Source organism: Arthrobacter sp. StoSoilB5, assembly GCF_019977235.1.
In the GTDB taxonomy this organism is placed as follows: Bacteria; Actinomycetota; Actinomycetes; order Actinomycetales; family Micrococcaceae; genus Arthrobacter.
The window spans coordinates 1480074-1495301 of record NZ_AP024646.1 but is presented as its reverse complement, the minus strand read 5'-3'; the positions used below and the strand labels follow the sequence as shown (position 1 = coordinate 1495301).

The 15228-nt window shown below is 63.3% G+C and carries 14 protein-coding genes; 12 read left to right on the top strand and 2 right to left on the bottom strand.

Annotated elements, in window-relative coordinates; translation table 11 throughout:
- Window positions 1–18 precede the first annotated feature (18 nt).
- Window positions 19–1467, bottom strand: coding sequence for a sugar porter family MFS transporter (locus tag LDN75_RS06860; RefSeq protein WP_223936396.1), 1449 nt, complete (start codon window positions 1465–1467; stop codon window positions 19–21).
- A 133-nt stretch (window positions 1468–1600) separates the two neighbouring features.
- Between LDN75_RS06860 and LDN75_RS06855 the strand changes: the two genes are divergently transcribed.
- The gene (locus LDN75_RS06855) at window positions 1601–2617 is read left to right on the top strand and encodes a LacI family DNA-binding transcriptional regulator (protein ID WP_223936395.1); all 1017 of its coding nucleotides are present in this window, start codon (window positions 1601–1603) and stop codon (window positions 2615–2617) included.
- Window positions 2618–2740: 123 nt separating this feature from the next.
- Here the strand turns inward: LDN75_RS06855 and LDN75_RS06850 are convergent, their stop codons facing one another.
- The gene (locus tag LDN75_RS06850; RefSeq protein WP_223936394.1) at window positions 2741–3337 is read right to left on the bottom strand and encodes a dihydrofolate reductase family protein; all 597 of its coding nucleotides are present in this window, start codon (window positions 3335–3337) and stop codon (window positions 2741–2743) included.
- Between the two features lie 108 nt (window positions 3338–3445).
- On the opposite strand from LDN75_RS06850, the gene LDN75_RS06845 reads away from it, so the two are divergent.
- The 11 genes from LDN75_RS06845 to LDN75_RS06795 all read left to right on the top strand — a co-directional run bounded on the left by LDN75_RS06845 (window position 3446) and on the right by LDN75_RS06795 (window position 15207).
- Window positions 3446–3871, top strand: coding sequence for a hypothetical protein (locus LDN75_RS06845; RefSeq protein WP_223936393.1), 426 nt, complete (start codon window positions 3446–3448; stop codon window positions 3869–3871).
- A gap of 148 nt (window positions 3872–4019) precedes the next feature.
- Entirely contained in the window at window positions 4020–6680 is a 2661-nt protein-coding gene (locus LDN75_RS06840) for a GMC oxidoreductase (RefSeq protein ID WP_223936392.1), read from the top strand.
- Window positions 6677–8704: a hypothetical protein gene (locus LDN75_RS06835; RefSeq protein WP_223936391.1), complete on the top strand. Its 2028-nt coding sequence runs from the start codon at window positions 6677–6679 to the stop codon at window positions 8702–8704. Before LDN75_RS06840 ends, LDN75_RS06835 begins: the two co-directional genes overlap by 4 nt.
- A complete protein-coding gene (locus LDN75_RS06830) occupies window positions 8701–9756 on the top strand; it encodes an alpha/beta hydrolase (RefSeq protein ID WP_223936390.1) in 1056 nt (351 codons plus the stop codon). Before LDN75_RS06835 ends, LDN75_RS06830 begins: the two co-directional genes overlap by 4 nt.
- Window positions 9753–10736, top strand: coding sequence for an acetoacetate decarboxylase family protein (locus LDN75_RS06825; protein WP_223936389.1), 984 nt, complete (start codon window positions 9753–9755; stop codon window positions 10734–10736). Before LDN75_RS06830 ends, LDN75_RS06825 begins: the two co-directional genes overlap by 4 nt.
- Entirely contained in the window at window positions 10733–11215 is a 483-nt protein-coding gene (locus LDN75_RS06820; protein WP_223936388.1) for a DUF1772 domain-containing protein, read from the top strand. Before LDN75_RS06825 ends, LDN75_RS06820 begins: the two co-directional genes overlap by 4 nt.
- Complete coding sequence (locus LDN75_RS06815; RefSeq protein ID WP_223936387.1) at window positions 11212–11721, top strand: hypothetical protein; 510 nt, start codon at window positions 11212–11214, stop codon at window positions 11719–11721. Before LDN75_RS06820 ends, LDN75_RS06815 begins: the two co-directional genes overlap by 4 nt.
- A complete protein-coding gene (locus tag LDN75_RS06810) occupies window positions 11718–13079 on the top strand; it encodes a patatin-like phospholipase family protein (RefSeq protein ID WP_223936386.1) in 1362 nt (453 codons plus the stop codon). The genes LDN75_RS06815 and LDN75_RS06810 overlap by 4 nt, the downstream gene beginning before the upstream one ends.
- Before the next feature lie 142 nt (window positions 13080–13221).
- Window positions 13222–14106 carry an FAD-dependent oxidoreductase gene (locus LDN75_RS06805; protein WP_223936385.1) on the top strand — a complete coding sequence of 295 codons (885 nt, stop codon included), beginning with the start codon at window positions 13222–13224 and terminating at the stop codon, window positions 14104–14106.
- A 128-nt stretch (window positions 14107–14234) separates the two neighbouring features.
- Complete coding sequence (deoC, locus tag LDN75_RS06800; protein WP_223936384.1) at window positions 14235–14927, top strand: deoxyribose-phosphate aldolase; 693 nt, start codon at window positions 14235–14237, stop codon at window positions 14925–14927.
- A gap of 52 nt (window positions 14928–14979) precedes the next feature.
- Entirely contained in the window at window positions 14980–15207 is a 228-nt protein-coding gene (locus LDN75_RS06795) for a hypothetical protein (RefSeq protein ID WP_223936383.1), read from the top strand.
- The last annotated feature ends 21 nt before the right edge of the window (window positions 15208–15228 follow it).

Below are 15228 nucleotides of genomic sequence, written 5' to 3'. Positions count from 1 at the left end.
CCGTCGGTCTGCAGATGACTAGCTCTTGTGCACCAGGTAGATGGCGCCGGTGGTCACGTCCTCTTCCAGGGCCTCCAGCGTACGTCCACGGGTTTCCGGGACCTGGGTGTAGATGAACACCAGGGCGAGGATGCCCACAACACCAAACAGGAAGAACGTTCCCGTGATCCCCATCCCGGCCACAAGTGTGGGGAAGAAGAGACCCAGAAGCGCGTTTGCGATCCAAAGGCAGAAGACGGACAGGCCAATGGCGAAGCCGCGGACGTGCAGCGGGAAGATCTCGGACAGCATCACCCACACCGCAATGTTCAGGAACGTCTGCATCGATCCCACGAACGCAACCACCAGGACGAGGATCACGAACGGCCTGGCCGCGTTGCCCACCGGAAGGACGATCGACGCGATGCCGATGAGGAAGTGGCAGACCGTGGTCAAGGTGAAGCCGAGAAGCAGTGTTGTGCGGCGGTTGACGCGCTGCATCAACGTCAGAGCAATGACACCACCGACGACGGCGATCACACCGGACGCGATGTTGGCGATGAGCGCGGCATTGGAGTCGAATCCGGCCTCAACGAGCACGGATTGGCCGTAGTACATGATCGAGTTGATGCCCGTCAGCTGTTGGGCGACGCCCAGCCCAATACCGACAAGAATGATGCGCAGGATCCACTTGTCCTTCAGTGCGCCCCATGATGTAGCCCTCGATGCCCTTTCTTCGTCCGCGAGGTGCTTCACGTCCGCCATTTCTGCTTCGGCACGCTCGTCGGAGCGAATGGTCTTGAGCACAGCCAGGGCTTCCGGGTTCCTACCCTTGGAGATGAGCCAGCGCGGAGACTCCGGCATCCGCAGCATGCCAAAGAACAGCGCGATGGCGGGCAGTGCGGCAACAGCGAGCATAATGCGCCAGACCCCGCCGACCTCGCCCCAGACGTTGCCGATGATGGCGTTGACAACGAACGCAGCCAGCTGGCCGATGACGATCATGAGTTCGTTGCGCCCAGCCAGGGAACCGCGGATTTCGTAGGGCGCCAACTCGGCAAGGAAGACGGGAACCACGGTGGACGCACCGCCAACGGCAAGGCCGAGGATGACGCGCCCGATGACCATTACCTCGAAGCTTGGCGCCGAGACGCAGGCCAATGTACCCATGAGGAACAGCACGGCCAGGAGGATGATCGTCTTCCTACGGCCCCAGCCGTCGGAGAGGCGGCCACCGCCGACTGCTCCGGCAGCTGCGCCAAACAACAGCGAACTGGTGACGATCCCTTCCGTCAGCGGTGTCAGTGCGAGGTCGGCTGTCATTGGCCTCAGCGCGCCGTTGATGACACCAGTGTCATAGCCGAAGAGCAGGCCCCCGAACGTAGCCACCAGGGCAACAAGACCCAGCCGCTTACGGTGCGGGCCATTTGTTAGCGGAGGAAGGGTGGCATTGCCGGTTCCTTTGCTCTGCGTTTGCGTAGCAGACATCTGGACTCCTTTGTCAGTGTGTTGCGGGCCATACTCGCCCGCGCTGAATACAGACTAACGCGCGAAAGGTCTAAATGTAAGGTCAAACTAACAAATGACGAATTTGTCTCTCTTGCCCGTGGGAGGATGGACTATGGCTCTTGACCCTCAGCCCCGCCCTGCCACCCAAAGCGACGTCGCGCGTGCGGTGGGCGTCTCCCGGACCCTGGTGTCTTTCGCTTTCCGCGGCGCGCCCGGCGTCAGCCATGAGACCAAGGAGGCCATCTTCGAGGCAGCCAAGCGTCTCGGGTACCGGCCCAACGCCGTAGCCGCCGATCTGGCCCGCAAGCACCGCTCCGCCGTCGGGCTTTATCTGCTTGATATCCGCAACGAAATCTACGCCGATGTCCTCAGCGGCGTCCGGACCGCACTCCCCCAAGACAGCAACCGGCTGATCTTGAGCGTTTCGCGGTCCGTGGACGGCGTGGACTCCGGTGCGCTGGAATCGCTGATTGAAGCCCGTGTTGGCATTATCATCGCCGCGACGCTGCTGGACTCGGACGAACACGTGCAACAGATGGCCCGGATCGTCCCGCTGGTAAGTGTGACCCGGCCGGTACCCGGCGTGGACAGTGTGTACTCGGATGATTCCGCGGGGGCGCGGGCGGCAACCAGGCACCTTCTCAGCCTGGGGCATACGCGCATCGCCCATCTGTCCGGCCCGGTGTACGACGGCCACGTCGTCCGCCGCCAGAGTTACGAACAGACAATGCACGACGCCGGACTCTCACCACAGACGGTCGCGGCAGAAGACTTCACACAGGATGCGGGACAGCGGGCAGCCGCACAGATGCTGAACCAGTCCGATCGGCCGACTGCGATCTTCACCCATAACGACCAGTTGGCGTTGGGGGCCCGCGAAGCCGCTTATGCCCGCGGGCTCTCGGTTCCCGAAGATTTATCGCTGGTGGGCTATGACAATTCCAGGACCGCCCGCCTGCACGGCATTGACCTCACGTCCGTGGATTTGCACGCTGTTGAATTGGGGCGGATTGCCGGCGCAGTCGCCCTGGACCGGCTCAATAATCCCGACGCCCCCATCGCCGACGAACGCCTCACGCCGCAATTGGTGGTGCGCAACTCGACGGCGCCACCGCCGATATGCCGGTAAGACATGACGGCTTCAGGAAAATCCTCGCCGAAGCCGGCTTCCCCTCGACCGACGACGCCGACATTACCATCCTGCGCCTGCATGCGATCGAGCCGCCGCTGTGAGCCAGGAGGACCCCGGCCTTTAACGGGGCAGGCGGTACCGCACATGGGTGACGAGCTTGGTGCCGGCTACTTCCGTCGGTTCAAGCTTGAGATTGCCGACGCCCTCCAACAACCGCTCGCCACCACCTAGAACCATGGGCGAAATGTGGAGCCGCAACTCGTCCATCAGCCCCGCGTTGAGGTACTGCCGGGCTGTCTCGGCTCCGCCAGCGATGGCCACGTCTTTGCTTCCTGCGGCCTCCCGCGCCTGGGCAAGCGCAGATTCGATCCCATCGGTCACGAAATGGAACGTGGTGCCGCCCTGCATCTCCAGCGGCTCATGCTGATGGTGTGTCAGGACGAAAACCGGTGCGTGATACGGCGGTTCCTCACCCCACCATCCCCGCCATTCCTTGTCCCACATGTCTGGACCGGGCCCCGCGAACATGTTCCGCCCCATGATGAAGGCACCGGCTGCAAGGATTTCTTCAACCTGGGCCGCGTTGGCTTCGGCCTCTTCAAACATCCACCGGTGCAGGAGTTCTCCGCCGTCACCCAATGGCTCCGACAGCCGCTGGTTGGGACCGGCCACGAAGCCGTCCAAGGAGATGGTCAGATCACATGTCACTCGGCTCATGCGCCCATCATGCCACCCTGCAACCCGATGCGGCGTTGCTTCAGCGTGCAGCCCTCGCCAAATGCCCAGCCGCGGCGGAAACTGGGGCTACACATCTCAGGAGGAGCAATGACATCCGAACTGATGGAGCGGCTCAACATTCTGGTCGGCGAGTGGGAGACCGTGGCTCCTGCCATGGACGCGGTGGGCCGGACAACCTTCGAATGGCTGCAAGGTGGTGGTTTCCTCATCCAGCGGTCCACCGTGGACAGGCCGGAATTCCCTAATGCTCTTTGCACTATCGGCGCTACAGGATCAGACGGCGCACTTCAGCAGCACTACTTCGATTCCCGAGGCGTGGCCCGCATCCTCGACATGACCCTGGAAGATAACTTGTGGACCCTTTTCCGCGACGGACCCGATTGGCCGCAACGCTACATCGGCCGGATCAGCGAGGACGGTAACACCATCACTGGCCGTTGGGAGCGGGGAACTTACCTCGGCGCCCCGCTTCAGCACGACTTCGACCTCAACTTCACGCGCGTCCTCCCATGACATCCGGCGAGCCAGGCCGGATAACGGAATAACTCCACCTCATGGACAGATCCCCGGCCCGGTGGGAACATAAGGGCGATAGTCCGGAGGCACCGCCCGGTCATGCCGGGGCCGCCTTCAGGTCAGCTTTCCTCTGAGAGGAACGGCCATGGGTCGTCTGGGGACCGGGAACAGCGGGGATGTGGGTTTCGAACCCGCACCCGATCCGGCACGCCACAGCGCACACAACATCGAAAAAGTTGACGCCGTGGTGGTCGGTTCCGGATTCGGTGGTTCGGTGGCTGCACTCCGCCTGGCCGAGGCCGGACAATCCGTGGTGCTCATGGAACGTGGCAAGCCCTACCCGCCAGGCAGCTTTGCGCGTTCGCCGGCGGAGATGGGCCGGAATTTCTGGGACCCGGACCGCGGCCTGTATGGGCTTTTTGATGCCTGGACATTCCGGGGCACGGAGGGCCTGGTGTCCAGCGGCCTGGGCGGCGGTTCGCTGATCTACGCCAACGTCCTCCTGCGCAAGGACGAAAAGTGGTTCGTCAACGAGTCCCCCATCCCTGGCGGCGGTTACGAGAATTGGCCCTTCACGCGGGCCGACCTTGATCCGTACTACAAAGCCGCAGAAGACATGCTTCAACCGGTCCCTTATCCGTACAACGACACACCCAAGACCATGGCCATGGAGAAGACCGCCGCAACCCTCGGCCTACCCATCAGCCGACCCCCCATTGCCGTCACTTTTTCCACGGAGCCCACCAAGGAACCCCAAACCAACAGGCCACTCCCCCTCCCGGAGTACGGCAGCATCCACGGACCAAACACCGTCCGGACCACGTGCACGCTCAGCGGTGAGTGCGATATCGGCTGCAACGCCGGTGCCAAGAATACGCTGGACCACAACTACATTTCGGCGGCCGCTCATCAGGGCGCGGATATCCGCACGTTCCACGACGTCCGTGGGATCAGGCCACTTGGAAGGGGAGGATACGAGGTCCGCTACGTGGTGCACGATCCCGAGCGCCAAGGTGAGCTCCTCAAGGAGCGCATCATCCACTGCCGCCGGCTCATCCTTGGCGCAGGCACGTTCGGCACCAACTTCCTGCTTCTGCGCAACCGCAGTTCACTACCCGCCCTCAGCGACGCCTTGGGCACCCGTTTCAGCGGCAACGGCGACCTCCTGACATTCATCATGGGCGCCAAGACTCCCGCCACCAACGGATCGCCACCCGGAGTGCGAACACTCACCGGCAGCCGCGGTCCAGTCATCACCACCGCGATCCGGATTCCCGATTCAAACGACGACGACGGCGACGGTCGCGGCTACTACGTGGAGGACGCCGGGTATCCGGCCTTCATGAACTGGCTCATGGAGACCGCCCAACTCAGCACCGCCGTCAAACGGACAGCCAAGGTTGCCCGTCAACTGCTGAAGGACAGGCTGTTCGACGCCGGGCGCTCCAACGTTTCTGCCGACCTCGCCGCCGCACTGGGTGATGGGCGCCTGTCCTCCAGTTCGGTGCCGCTGCTTGGGATGGGACGGGATATCCCCGACGGCGTCATGACCCTTCGCGACGGAAGGCTCGCCATCGCGTGGACCATGGCGACCTCCAAGGACTACTTCGGACGCGTCCGCGGAACGATGTCCGAGATCGCCAAGGACCTCGACGGGGACTTCATCGACAATCCCCTGTGGTGGGCCAAGCGCGTCATCACGGTCCACCCCATTGGCGGCGCGCCGTCCGGCCGGCATCCGGGCGAGGCGGTGTGTGACTCATACGGCGAGGTATTCGGATATCCCGGCCTGTTCGTGGTGGACGGCGCAGCGATGCCGGGTCCTGTAGGCGCCAACCCGTCGCTGACCATTTCCGCCTTCGCCGAACGCACCTGCGCGCACATCCTTGAGAGCACCCACAGTGCCGCACACAGGGGAATCAGCCCCGCTGATGCTGCTGGTGCCGGCGACCTGACTGATGCCGGCACCCATCCGTCAGTTCCCCGCGAGTTGGCGCCCGACGCTACCAAAGGCAAGGGCGCGCAGGAGGAGCGGCCCGCGAGCGGCGTCGCTGATGTCCCGGCTGAGGGAACCAGGAGCCGTGGTTTGGGGTTGCCGCAACCCCGAGACCAGCAACCGGCGGCAACAGACACGCGGACGTCTGTGCGGTTCACCGAGCAGATGCACGGCTGGTTCAGTCCCGGATTCAGCGATCCGGAGAAGGGGCGAAGCCTGGGCAGGGACCGGGGCCGGAAGATCATGTTCGAGCTAACGATTACCGCCGCGGACATGGATAGGTTCGTGGAGGACCTGAGCCACCCGGCGAAGGCGGAGGGGTATGTCCTGGCAGATTACTTCGGTGGCCGGATGCCGGTGGAACGAGGCTGGTTCAACCTTTTTGTGGAGGACGTTTCCGATGATGGCAGGCCAGCCAGGCGCATGCTGTACCGATTGTGGCTACGGGACCCGGGCGGGACACCGTTCACGTTTACCGGGTACAAGCTGATTCATAACGAGGCAGGACTGGACGTCTGGCAAGACACCACCACGCTTTACGCGACGATCCTGCGGGGCCACGTTCCGCCGTCGGAAACGCCTGGCGTAGATGAGCAAGGCGGGGAGGACGTCTTCGGTGCTGGCATTCTGTACATCCGCCCGCTCGACTTCGCCAAGCAACTGACCACGTTCCGTGCCGAGGGCCCGGCCCCGGCTGCGGGTTTGGCGTCCTTCATGAAACTGTTCGCCGGTGAGTTGTGGCAGGTGTACGGACGGGGCCTCAAACGGATTCCGTTCCCGCTACGGAGCCCACTGCGGCCACGCAGATGAAGAGCTGGGAGCTTGCGAGGCACCGTGTTGCCCTGGGCTTCACCCCCCAGGCTGCGGTTCGTTGGCTCTCGCCGATGTCGCTGGCAAGGACGGCATTGAAAGTCATGGCAGCGACTGTGTTCGCGGACTTCGGTGACAAAAGGGAACTCGAGGGCAGTTTTCCGGCTGATCCTTTACGCCTGGACAAACTCCCCGTCCCCGGCCAACCGGCCCAGCCGCCGGTCACAAGCCGCGGGCTCCCGTCGCCCGGGGAGCTCGCGGCATCACGCCCTACAAGCGCCGGCGGGCCTCCAGGCCCCACCGAGTTGTGGCTCGATTTCACCGCAGACCTGGGAGACGGATTCGACGCAACCTACTCCGTCGCTTTGCTGCTCGCCCAGGACAAGCTAACGGTTGACGGCCACGAGCTCCCCCGCGGCAGGGTCCTGGTCCTCGGAGGAGATGAGGTCTACCCCGTTGCCTCACCGGCTGCCTACCAGAATCGGATGGCAGGGCCCTACCGGATGGCGTTGCCCACCAAGCACAATCCCACACCCGTCATGCTCGCGCTCCCAGGCAACCACGACTGGTACGACGGCCTGACCTCGTTCATCCGGATGTTCACGCGGCAACGGAGCATCGGGGGCTGGCGGACCATCCAGACCCGCAGCTACTTCGCGGTCAGGCTCACAGGTCAATCGCCCACGGAGGTTTCCGGCGAACGGCAGGATGGCACCCCCGGTTGGTGGATCCTGGGCCTGGACAGCCAGTTGGGGCAGTACATCGATGAACCTCAATTGGACTACTTCTATAGGAACGTCACGCTGCAGCTCCAACCCGGAGACGCCATCATCCTGTGCGTCGCCGCCCCTTTTTGGGTCGACGCGGATCAACCAGGGCCCAATGAGTTCCGGCAGGTGAACTTCTTCGAGCAGGACTACCTGCGCCGCCGGTTCAATCCCGAGACGGGCTTGTTCGAGGCCACAGGCGCAAACGTGCGGCTGTGGCTCACCGGCGATCTCCACCACTATTCCCGCTACGAGGAACGATCATTCCCTGACGGAAAGAACGCCGACAAACAGGGCACACAAAACCTCCCACCGGATCCAGCGAGAACGCAGATGATCACCTGCGGCCTGGGCGGTGCGTATCTCTCAGATGCACATTGGCTCCCCGAACACCTCATCCTTCCCGGCCACGCGAATGCACAGGGCTTGTCCTCCAGCATCACCGAGCCCGAAAACTCCCACCGTGGCCAGGATCAAGCACCACCCACAACACGCCACTTCACGCGAATGCCCACCCTCTACCCGGACCAGGCCGACTCCCACTTGCTCGGTCCACGGCTCGCGAACCCCTTCTCGCAGTATTGGCTCCCCATCCGCAACCCTGGCTTCGGCTTGTCCCTGGGCATCGTCCACGTGGTCGCCGCAGTGACGCTCTGGACAGTCTTCAGCGCGTTCCGTGGGGAGTCTTTTGTGGACAGCCTGCGTAGCCTGACCCGTGGGAACACCCTGCTCCTCGTCGTTGTCCTGATCCTTGTGGTGCCGATCGTGCTTGCAGTCGTATCGCTCCTGGCACGACTGCTCGGGCTGTCCAAGGCAGGCATCGTGGTCTTCACCCGGGGCACCCTTTACCAACTGTCCGCACTCGCGGTGAGTTCCGCCGTCGTGATCCTGCTTCCCTGGCCAAACGGGTGGCCGGACGTCGTGATCCTGCTCTTGGCGCTGGCGCTGGTGTACCTGGGTGGCTGGGCACTTGGCAGTGAGGCCTTCGCGCTGTTCATCCTGGCGACGCCCAGCGGGGAGGTGTCCACATGGAAAATGTCCGGCCAATCCATCGAAGACCATAAGGGATTCCTGCGCCTCCACCTCGCCGATGACGGCAACCTGACTGTCTACCCGCTGGTGGTGGACACAGTCTGCCGCGATTGGCAGCTGGCACAGAACGACGACGGCGCGCGGCTGGTTCCGGAATCCGGCCTGCCAACCGTACGGCTGCTTGAAGAACCCATCACCATCATGCGGAAAGGAACCGCACCATGATCATCACCCGTGCCGAGCACCGGACCGACGTCATCCCGTTCCGTGCCCGGGACAACACCCCTTTGAGCCTGGTCCATGTGACGTCGCCGGTGGAGGTGACCAAAGGGCCGGTCATGCTGGTCCACGGTTCCGGAGTCCGGGCAGAGCTGTTCCGGCCTCCTGTCCGGACCACCATAGTGGACGTCCTGCTGGAGGACGGATGGGACGTGTGGATGCTGAACTGGCGGGCATCCATCGACCTCGATCCCCTCTCCTGGACGCTCGCCGACGCCGCCGTGTACGACCATCCTGCCGCCGTCGAGCACGTCCTCAACGCCACCGGCGCGGAAACGATGAAAGCCGTCATCCACTGCCAGGGATCAACGTCGTTCACCATGTCCGCGGTGGCCGGGCTGCTGCCCCAGGTGGACACGATCGTCTCAAACGCCGTATCCCTGCATCCCGTGGTGCCGGCGTTCTCCCGGCTCAAGATCGACTACCTGACGCCTGTGGTCAAGGTCTTCACTCCCTACTTGTCCCCGGCGTGGGGCTATAAATCGCAGGGCTACTTCACAAGGGCCATCCGGGGCCTGGTCAAAGCCACGCACCGCGAGTGCGACAACATCGTCTGCAAGATGGTCAGCTTCACCTACGGCAGTGGCCGCCCGGCCCTTTGGGCGCACGAAAACCTCGACGACGCCACTCACCAATGGCTCAGCGGTGAGTTCGCCGAGGTTCCCGTGACGTTCTTCGAGGAGATGGGCCGCAGCATCAAAGCCGGCCACATGGTGGCTGCCGGAAACCATCCGGAACTACCGGAGAACTTTGTGGCCGAGGCTCCCCAAACAGATGCACGGTTCGCGTTCATTGCCGGGATGGACAACCTATGTTTCCTTCCCGAAAGCCAACAACGCACGTTCGAATTCTTCCAAAAGCACAGGCCTGGGAAGGACTCCCTCCACCTCATCCCCGGCTACGGGCATCTGGACGTCTTCTTCGGCGATCATGCATGGCAGGACACCTTCCCGGTCATTGTCCAGGAGCTCAACGGAACCAAGGAGCCGAATTCATGAAAACACTCACCGAACTGGTAACCCCACTACTCAAGCTCATGCCGTCCCCGGTTCCCCGACGCCAGGAACGGCTCCGCGGCCAGCACGCACTCGCCGATGGCATCAAGTACGTCATGCCAGTCAATTCCGATGACTCCCCCGTGCTCATGGCGGCCTTCCCCATCAACAAGAAAGCCGCGGCCGCCGCACTCCCCGGCACAGAAATGCGGCCCTTCAGCCTGGGCGGCAAAGGGCTGCTTGTGGTCACAGTGGTCAATTACAAGTCCACGGACATTGGCAAGTACATCGAATACTCGCTGGCCATAGCCATCACCCACGGCAGCAGGCCCGCCCCGCCCATCCTCCCCCTGATCTTCCAGAAAACCTTCAAACTGGGCCAGTTCGTTGTGGACCTGCCCGTTAGTTCAGAGGTTTCGGTCAAGGGTGGCAAGGGAATCTGGGGCATGCCCAAGCATCAGGCCAACCTGGACTTCGTGGTCACCGATTCCACGGTGTCAGCACAGTACGACAAGGACGGCCGGCTGGGTTGCTACATCGAAATAGAACGGCCCGAGCCCCTCGGCCTGCCCCTGAAGCTCGCAGCCTCAAACTACTGCGTCTTCCGGAACATGCTCTGGAAATCCGATATCTACTTCGAAGCCATCGGGGACATCGCCCTCGGAGCACAGGCCAAGGCGCGCCTCATCCTCGGTGACGCGCCCGGCGTCGAGCCTTTGAAGAACCTGCAGGTGGAAAGCAAACCAGTCTTCACCGCCTGGCTGCCGCAAGCCCACGGTGTCCTTGACGATCACTACGAAGCCTGGTTCCTCACGGCACCCACGGAATCCGATGCAGCAGCCCTTCGGGGAGGCGACATGCTGGACAGCGTCGTGAACCTGGGCCAGGGCCAGGAATGGCTGGCCCCACCGGACCGGAGCCGGATTGCCGCGACGGAAGGCTCCGGCGCCGTACCCCGCGCTACTCCGGGAAGCGTCCAATGACCTGGCTACTCCTCATCAACGCGCTCTACTTCCTGTTCGGTGCAACCATGTACGTGGGCACCATGTGGGTCCTGAAGTTCTTCCTGTACCCCACCTGGCGCTCGCTGGCCCGCGACAACGTGGACATGCACTTCGGGATCCCCACCCGCGCGGCCACCAAGTTCTTCACCATCGTGGTGCCCATCATGTTCATCTCCGGCGGCATCCTGGTGTGGTCCGAGTGGGGCACCATCCGCGTCATTCCAGCCATCATCTGCTTGGTGGGCATCATCGTCCTGACCTGGGTTGGCCAAGGCATCATCATTCCCATCAACAAGCGCATCCGGGGCGGCGACTTCGCGGACGACTCTGAACTGCGCTCCCTGCTGAAGCGCTGGATGATGCTCAACGACATCCGTTTCTACGTCTCCACGCTGACCTGGGCAGCCATGGTGTGGCTGCTGGTGGATCGCGGCCGCCTGCTGGAGTCGTTCGCATGACCGCACATCAGCCAGCACAGCCGGCTCCCCACCACCAGCCCCACAACCAGGCCCACCACCAGGCCCGCCGCCCCGGCGTGCTGGCCTGGGCCGCCGCCGATCCCCTCCGCGCCATCCTGGCAGCAATCGCCATCATCACAGTCCTGACCGGGGCCGTGCAGGTTCCCTTTGGCGGCACGGTCCTGCAACTGATCGGCGCCGACCCCACGCCCGGAATGCGCCAACTCTTCGGAACCGTGGGCATGTTCATGGTGGTGGTGGGCGGACTGCTCCTCCACACCCTGCTCAACGCCATGCCCTCTCCCGAGGTGGTGCTGTGGTCCGGACTGCAGAAAGCAGGGGCGTTCGGCGCCGTCGGAATCGGGGTACTGAACGGCGTCTTCTCACCCGTAGCGCTCCTGGTGGCCTTCTTTGACCTCGCGACGGCGGTACTCCTGTTCGTCTATTGGCGACGGATCAGTGGGGGTATGGCCGGAGGGGGTATGGCCGGAGGAAACGCGCTGTGAAGCGTTCTTTGGTGCTCGCAGGTGGCGGAATGCGCGTGGCCTGGCAGGCCGGCGTCATGAGGGCGCTCGCCGAGGAAGGACTCGAGTTCCAGCATGTTGACGGCAGCTCCGGCGGGATCCTGACGGCAGGGATGCTGCTGTCCGGGGTTTCGCCGGCAGAAATGTGTACCCGGTGGTCCGGCGTGGACGTCAAGGACTTCGGCTCGGCGCTGCCCGTCGGCGACTACCTCAAAGGCCCATGGTCGCTGCCAGCTATAGGCGATGCCGACGGCATCCTGAACAAGGTCTTTCCCACCCTGGGCATCAACGATGCGACCATCCGCGGCCGCGCCGCGGAACCGGGCGCCGTCGAGGGTTCCTTCAACGTGGTGGAGTTCACCGGGAAGCAATGCCACGCAATCGATGCCACCGCGATTGATGCGGAGCTCATGGCCGCGGGAATGTCACTACCCATCTTCCTGACACCTCTGCGCCGGGATGGGAAGATCTGGACGGATGCCGTCTGGATGCGTGACGCCAACGTAGCCGAAGCCCTGCGTCGGGGAGCGGAGGAAGTGTGGCTGATTTGGTGCATCGGCAACTCGCCATATTGGGGCGACGGTCCCCTGGAGCAGTACGTCCACATGATCGAAATGAGCGCCATGGGAGCCCTCCTTGCAGATTTTGAGGCTGCGAGGGCGGCTGGACGCGAGTTTGTGCTGCATGTAGTGCGCCCCGAGCATCCGCTTCCGCTGGACCCCGAGTTCTACCTGGGCAGGATCGACGCCGATACCCTGATCGGCATGGGATATCGGGATGCCCGCGCGTACCTGGACACTATGACGCCAGCCGGCGTACCGAAAGACGCCAGCTGCACCGCCATGACCGAACCAGCGGCGGGCGTCCGTTTCAACGACACCCTGCGCAGCGAACTGGAGGGCTCACCCCTGACGTTCAAAGGCACTGTCATTCTGCCCACGGCAGGGTCCGGGGCGCCGCCGCAGTTCACGGGATTCCTGGAGCACCCGCTCTTCGGTGGCCGCATCTTCCTCTCCGGCGGCCACGTAGAGACGCAAGGCCACGACGTCACATACCTTGCACGCATCAGGCTCGACGGCGGGTGGCAGGACGTGGCCTTGACGCGCACCTTGCGGGACGATCCCGGTCCGGACGCGTGGACCGACTCGCGCAGGGCAGTATTGAAAGTGAACGGCTTGCGTACGGGTAGCCTGACAGCCGAGCTAACCATGAGCCTGGCCGACGCCGCAGGACTTTTGGCATCGGTGGAGCCAGTTGGTGCCCACGGCTTCGTTGACCGGGCAGAGGCCGTGGCCAGCTTCGCCGCCAACGGATTAAGAGAGTTGCTGGGACGATACTGAACCCCACTGTGATCCACGTTATTACCGGCTGGTAAACAGCGCACTACGGATCTACAAAAGATGGCAACAACGGGGAAACACCCGCGAAAAACCGGGCCCCTACGCTGAAGATCAACAGGTCACGCCAGCGAAAGGGCCAAACATGTCCTCCACTCCCGTTCACATTGTCATTGCAGGCGCAGGTCCGGCGGCCCAGGCTTTGGTGCGGCGGCTGGCCGGTGGCGCCTCCGGCTCCCGCAAGGAAGTACAGCGCAGGTTCGATGGCACCATCACTGTGCTCAGCAATCGCGACGAATGCCCCGACGCCCTCCTGGAACTGGCAGAACTCCCGCAGGTCTCGGTCCGGTTCGGGCAGGCCGCCAGCTTCATTGACGCCCAGGCAAAGATCGTCACCACCGTGGACGGCATGGAGTTCTCCTACGACCAACTCGTGATCGCGACGGGTTCAGCGCCAACCTTCCCGCCAGTCTCCGGTGCCGAAGCCAGCCTCAGCTACTCCACTATCGACGACGCCGCGAACATCGGCGAAGCGGTCAAGGACGTGGCCCGGATCGTCGGCCGACGCCCGCTGGGAATCCTCGTTGGCAATGGTCCCGCGGCCGGGCAGGCAGAGGCCGTGCTCCGGGCCCGCGGAGTCCGTCCCGTCCGCACCACCCTCCGCCCTGCCGCCGTCGTTTCTTCCAACGTCGATACCCTTGTGCCCGATTCCGCCCTGCCTGCCACCGGGATCCTTTTCGAAGACGGCAGCAGCATGAACGGCGACCTCGTGGTCCTCGCCGAAGAACGTACGGCGCGTACCGAGCTCGCCGAAAGCGCCGGTCTCCAGATAGCTTCCGACGGCGGCATCGCGGTAGGTCGCGACCTCGCTACCTCCGTCCCGGGCATCTGGGCGATCGGCGACGCCGCTTCCTGCGACGGCCTTCGCCTGGGCCTTCTCCTCTCCGCCGAGTCCTCCGCGATGCTGTGCGCGTCGGGGATGCTGTTGGGGGCACGGGGCAGCAGCCAGCAGGCCGCGATGGCAGCATAGCTGTTGCCCCACTTTGCCTATGTGGACAACCCCGACCGGCAATCGGACCATGTGGCAAGATGGTCCTTTGACGGGCAGTGACAACCCTGCGGCCATCGGGCCGGCCACGCCCGGCACGGAAGGATCCCATGAGCAACGAAGCCGTCGCGCCCGCAAGCATCGCCTCGTACATCGACCACACGCTGTTGAAGCCCGAGGCCAGCGAGGCTGAGGTTTTGAAGGTGTGCGCCGAGGCGGTGGAGTACAAATTCAAGTCCGTCTGCGTCAATCCGATCTGGGTCAAGACTGTAACCAAGGCCCTTAAAGGCTCGGGAGTACTGACCTGCTCGGTTATCGGTTTCCCCCTCGGCGCCACGCCCAGCGACGTCAAAGCGTTCGAAGCCCGAGGCGCCGTTTTGGACGGCGCGGATGAGATCGACATGGTGATCAACATGGCGGCCGCCCGCGCGAACGACAAAGGTGCCCTGGTGGATGACATCACCGCCGTCGCCGAAGCTGTCCACGCCGGCGAGGCCATCCTGAAGGTCATCATCGAGACGTCCATGTTGACCGATGAACAGAAGGTCATTGCCTGCGAAGCCGCCGTGGAAGCAGGGGCTGACTTCGTCAAGACCTCCACTGGATTCAATGGCGGCGGAGCAACAGTTGAGGATGTTGCCTTGATGCGCAAGACCGTAGGGCCCGATGTTGGGGTCAAAGCGTCCGGCGGAGTGCGGTCCCTGACCGACGCACAGGCTATGATTGCTGCTGGTGCAACACGTATCGGAGCGAGTTCCGGAATAGCCATTGTCAAAGGTGAACAGGGTTCATCGGATTACTGAGGCGTCCGCGACTGCCACAGATTTTGAGCCCTGCGGGGCCGAGGAGGAATGAATGTCCAAGAACGCAACAAGCGCGCCCATTGAAAAAGAGAACAACCTCGGCGTAAGCATTGTCCTGTTCCTGATTGTGATCGTGCTGTTCCTGGGCGCCATCTACTCCCTGTCCTTCCTCAGCCTGGACAACCCGTGGCCCATGGCCGTGTGCTTGGGCCTGTTCGCCCTCGCATTCTGGATTCCGCAAACCATCCTTGGCCGCTCGGACTCAGCTGGCGAAAGCTAAACTTTCACGCAATATGGGATG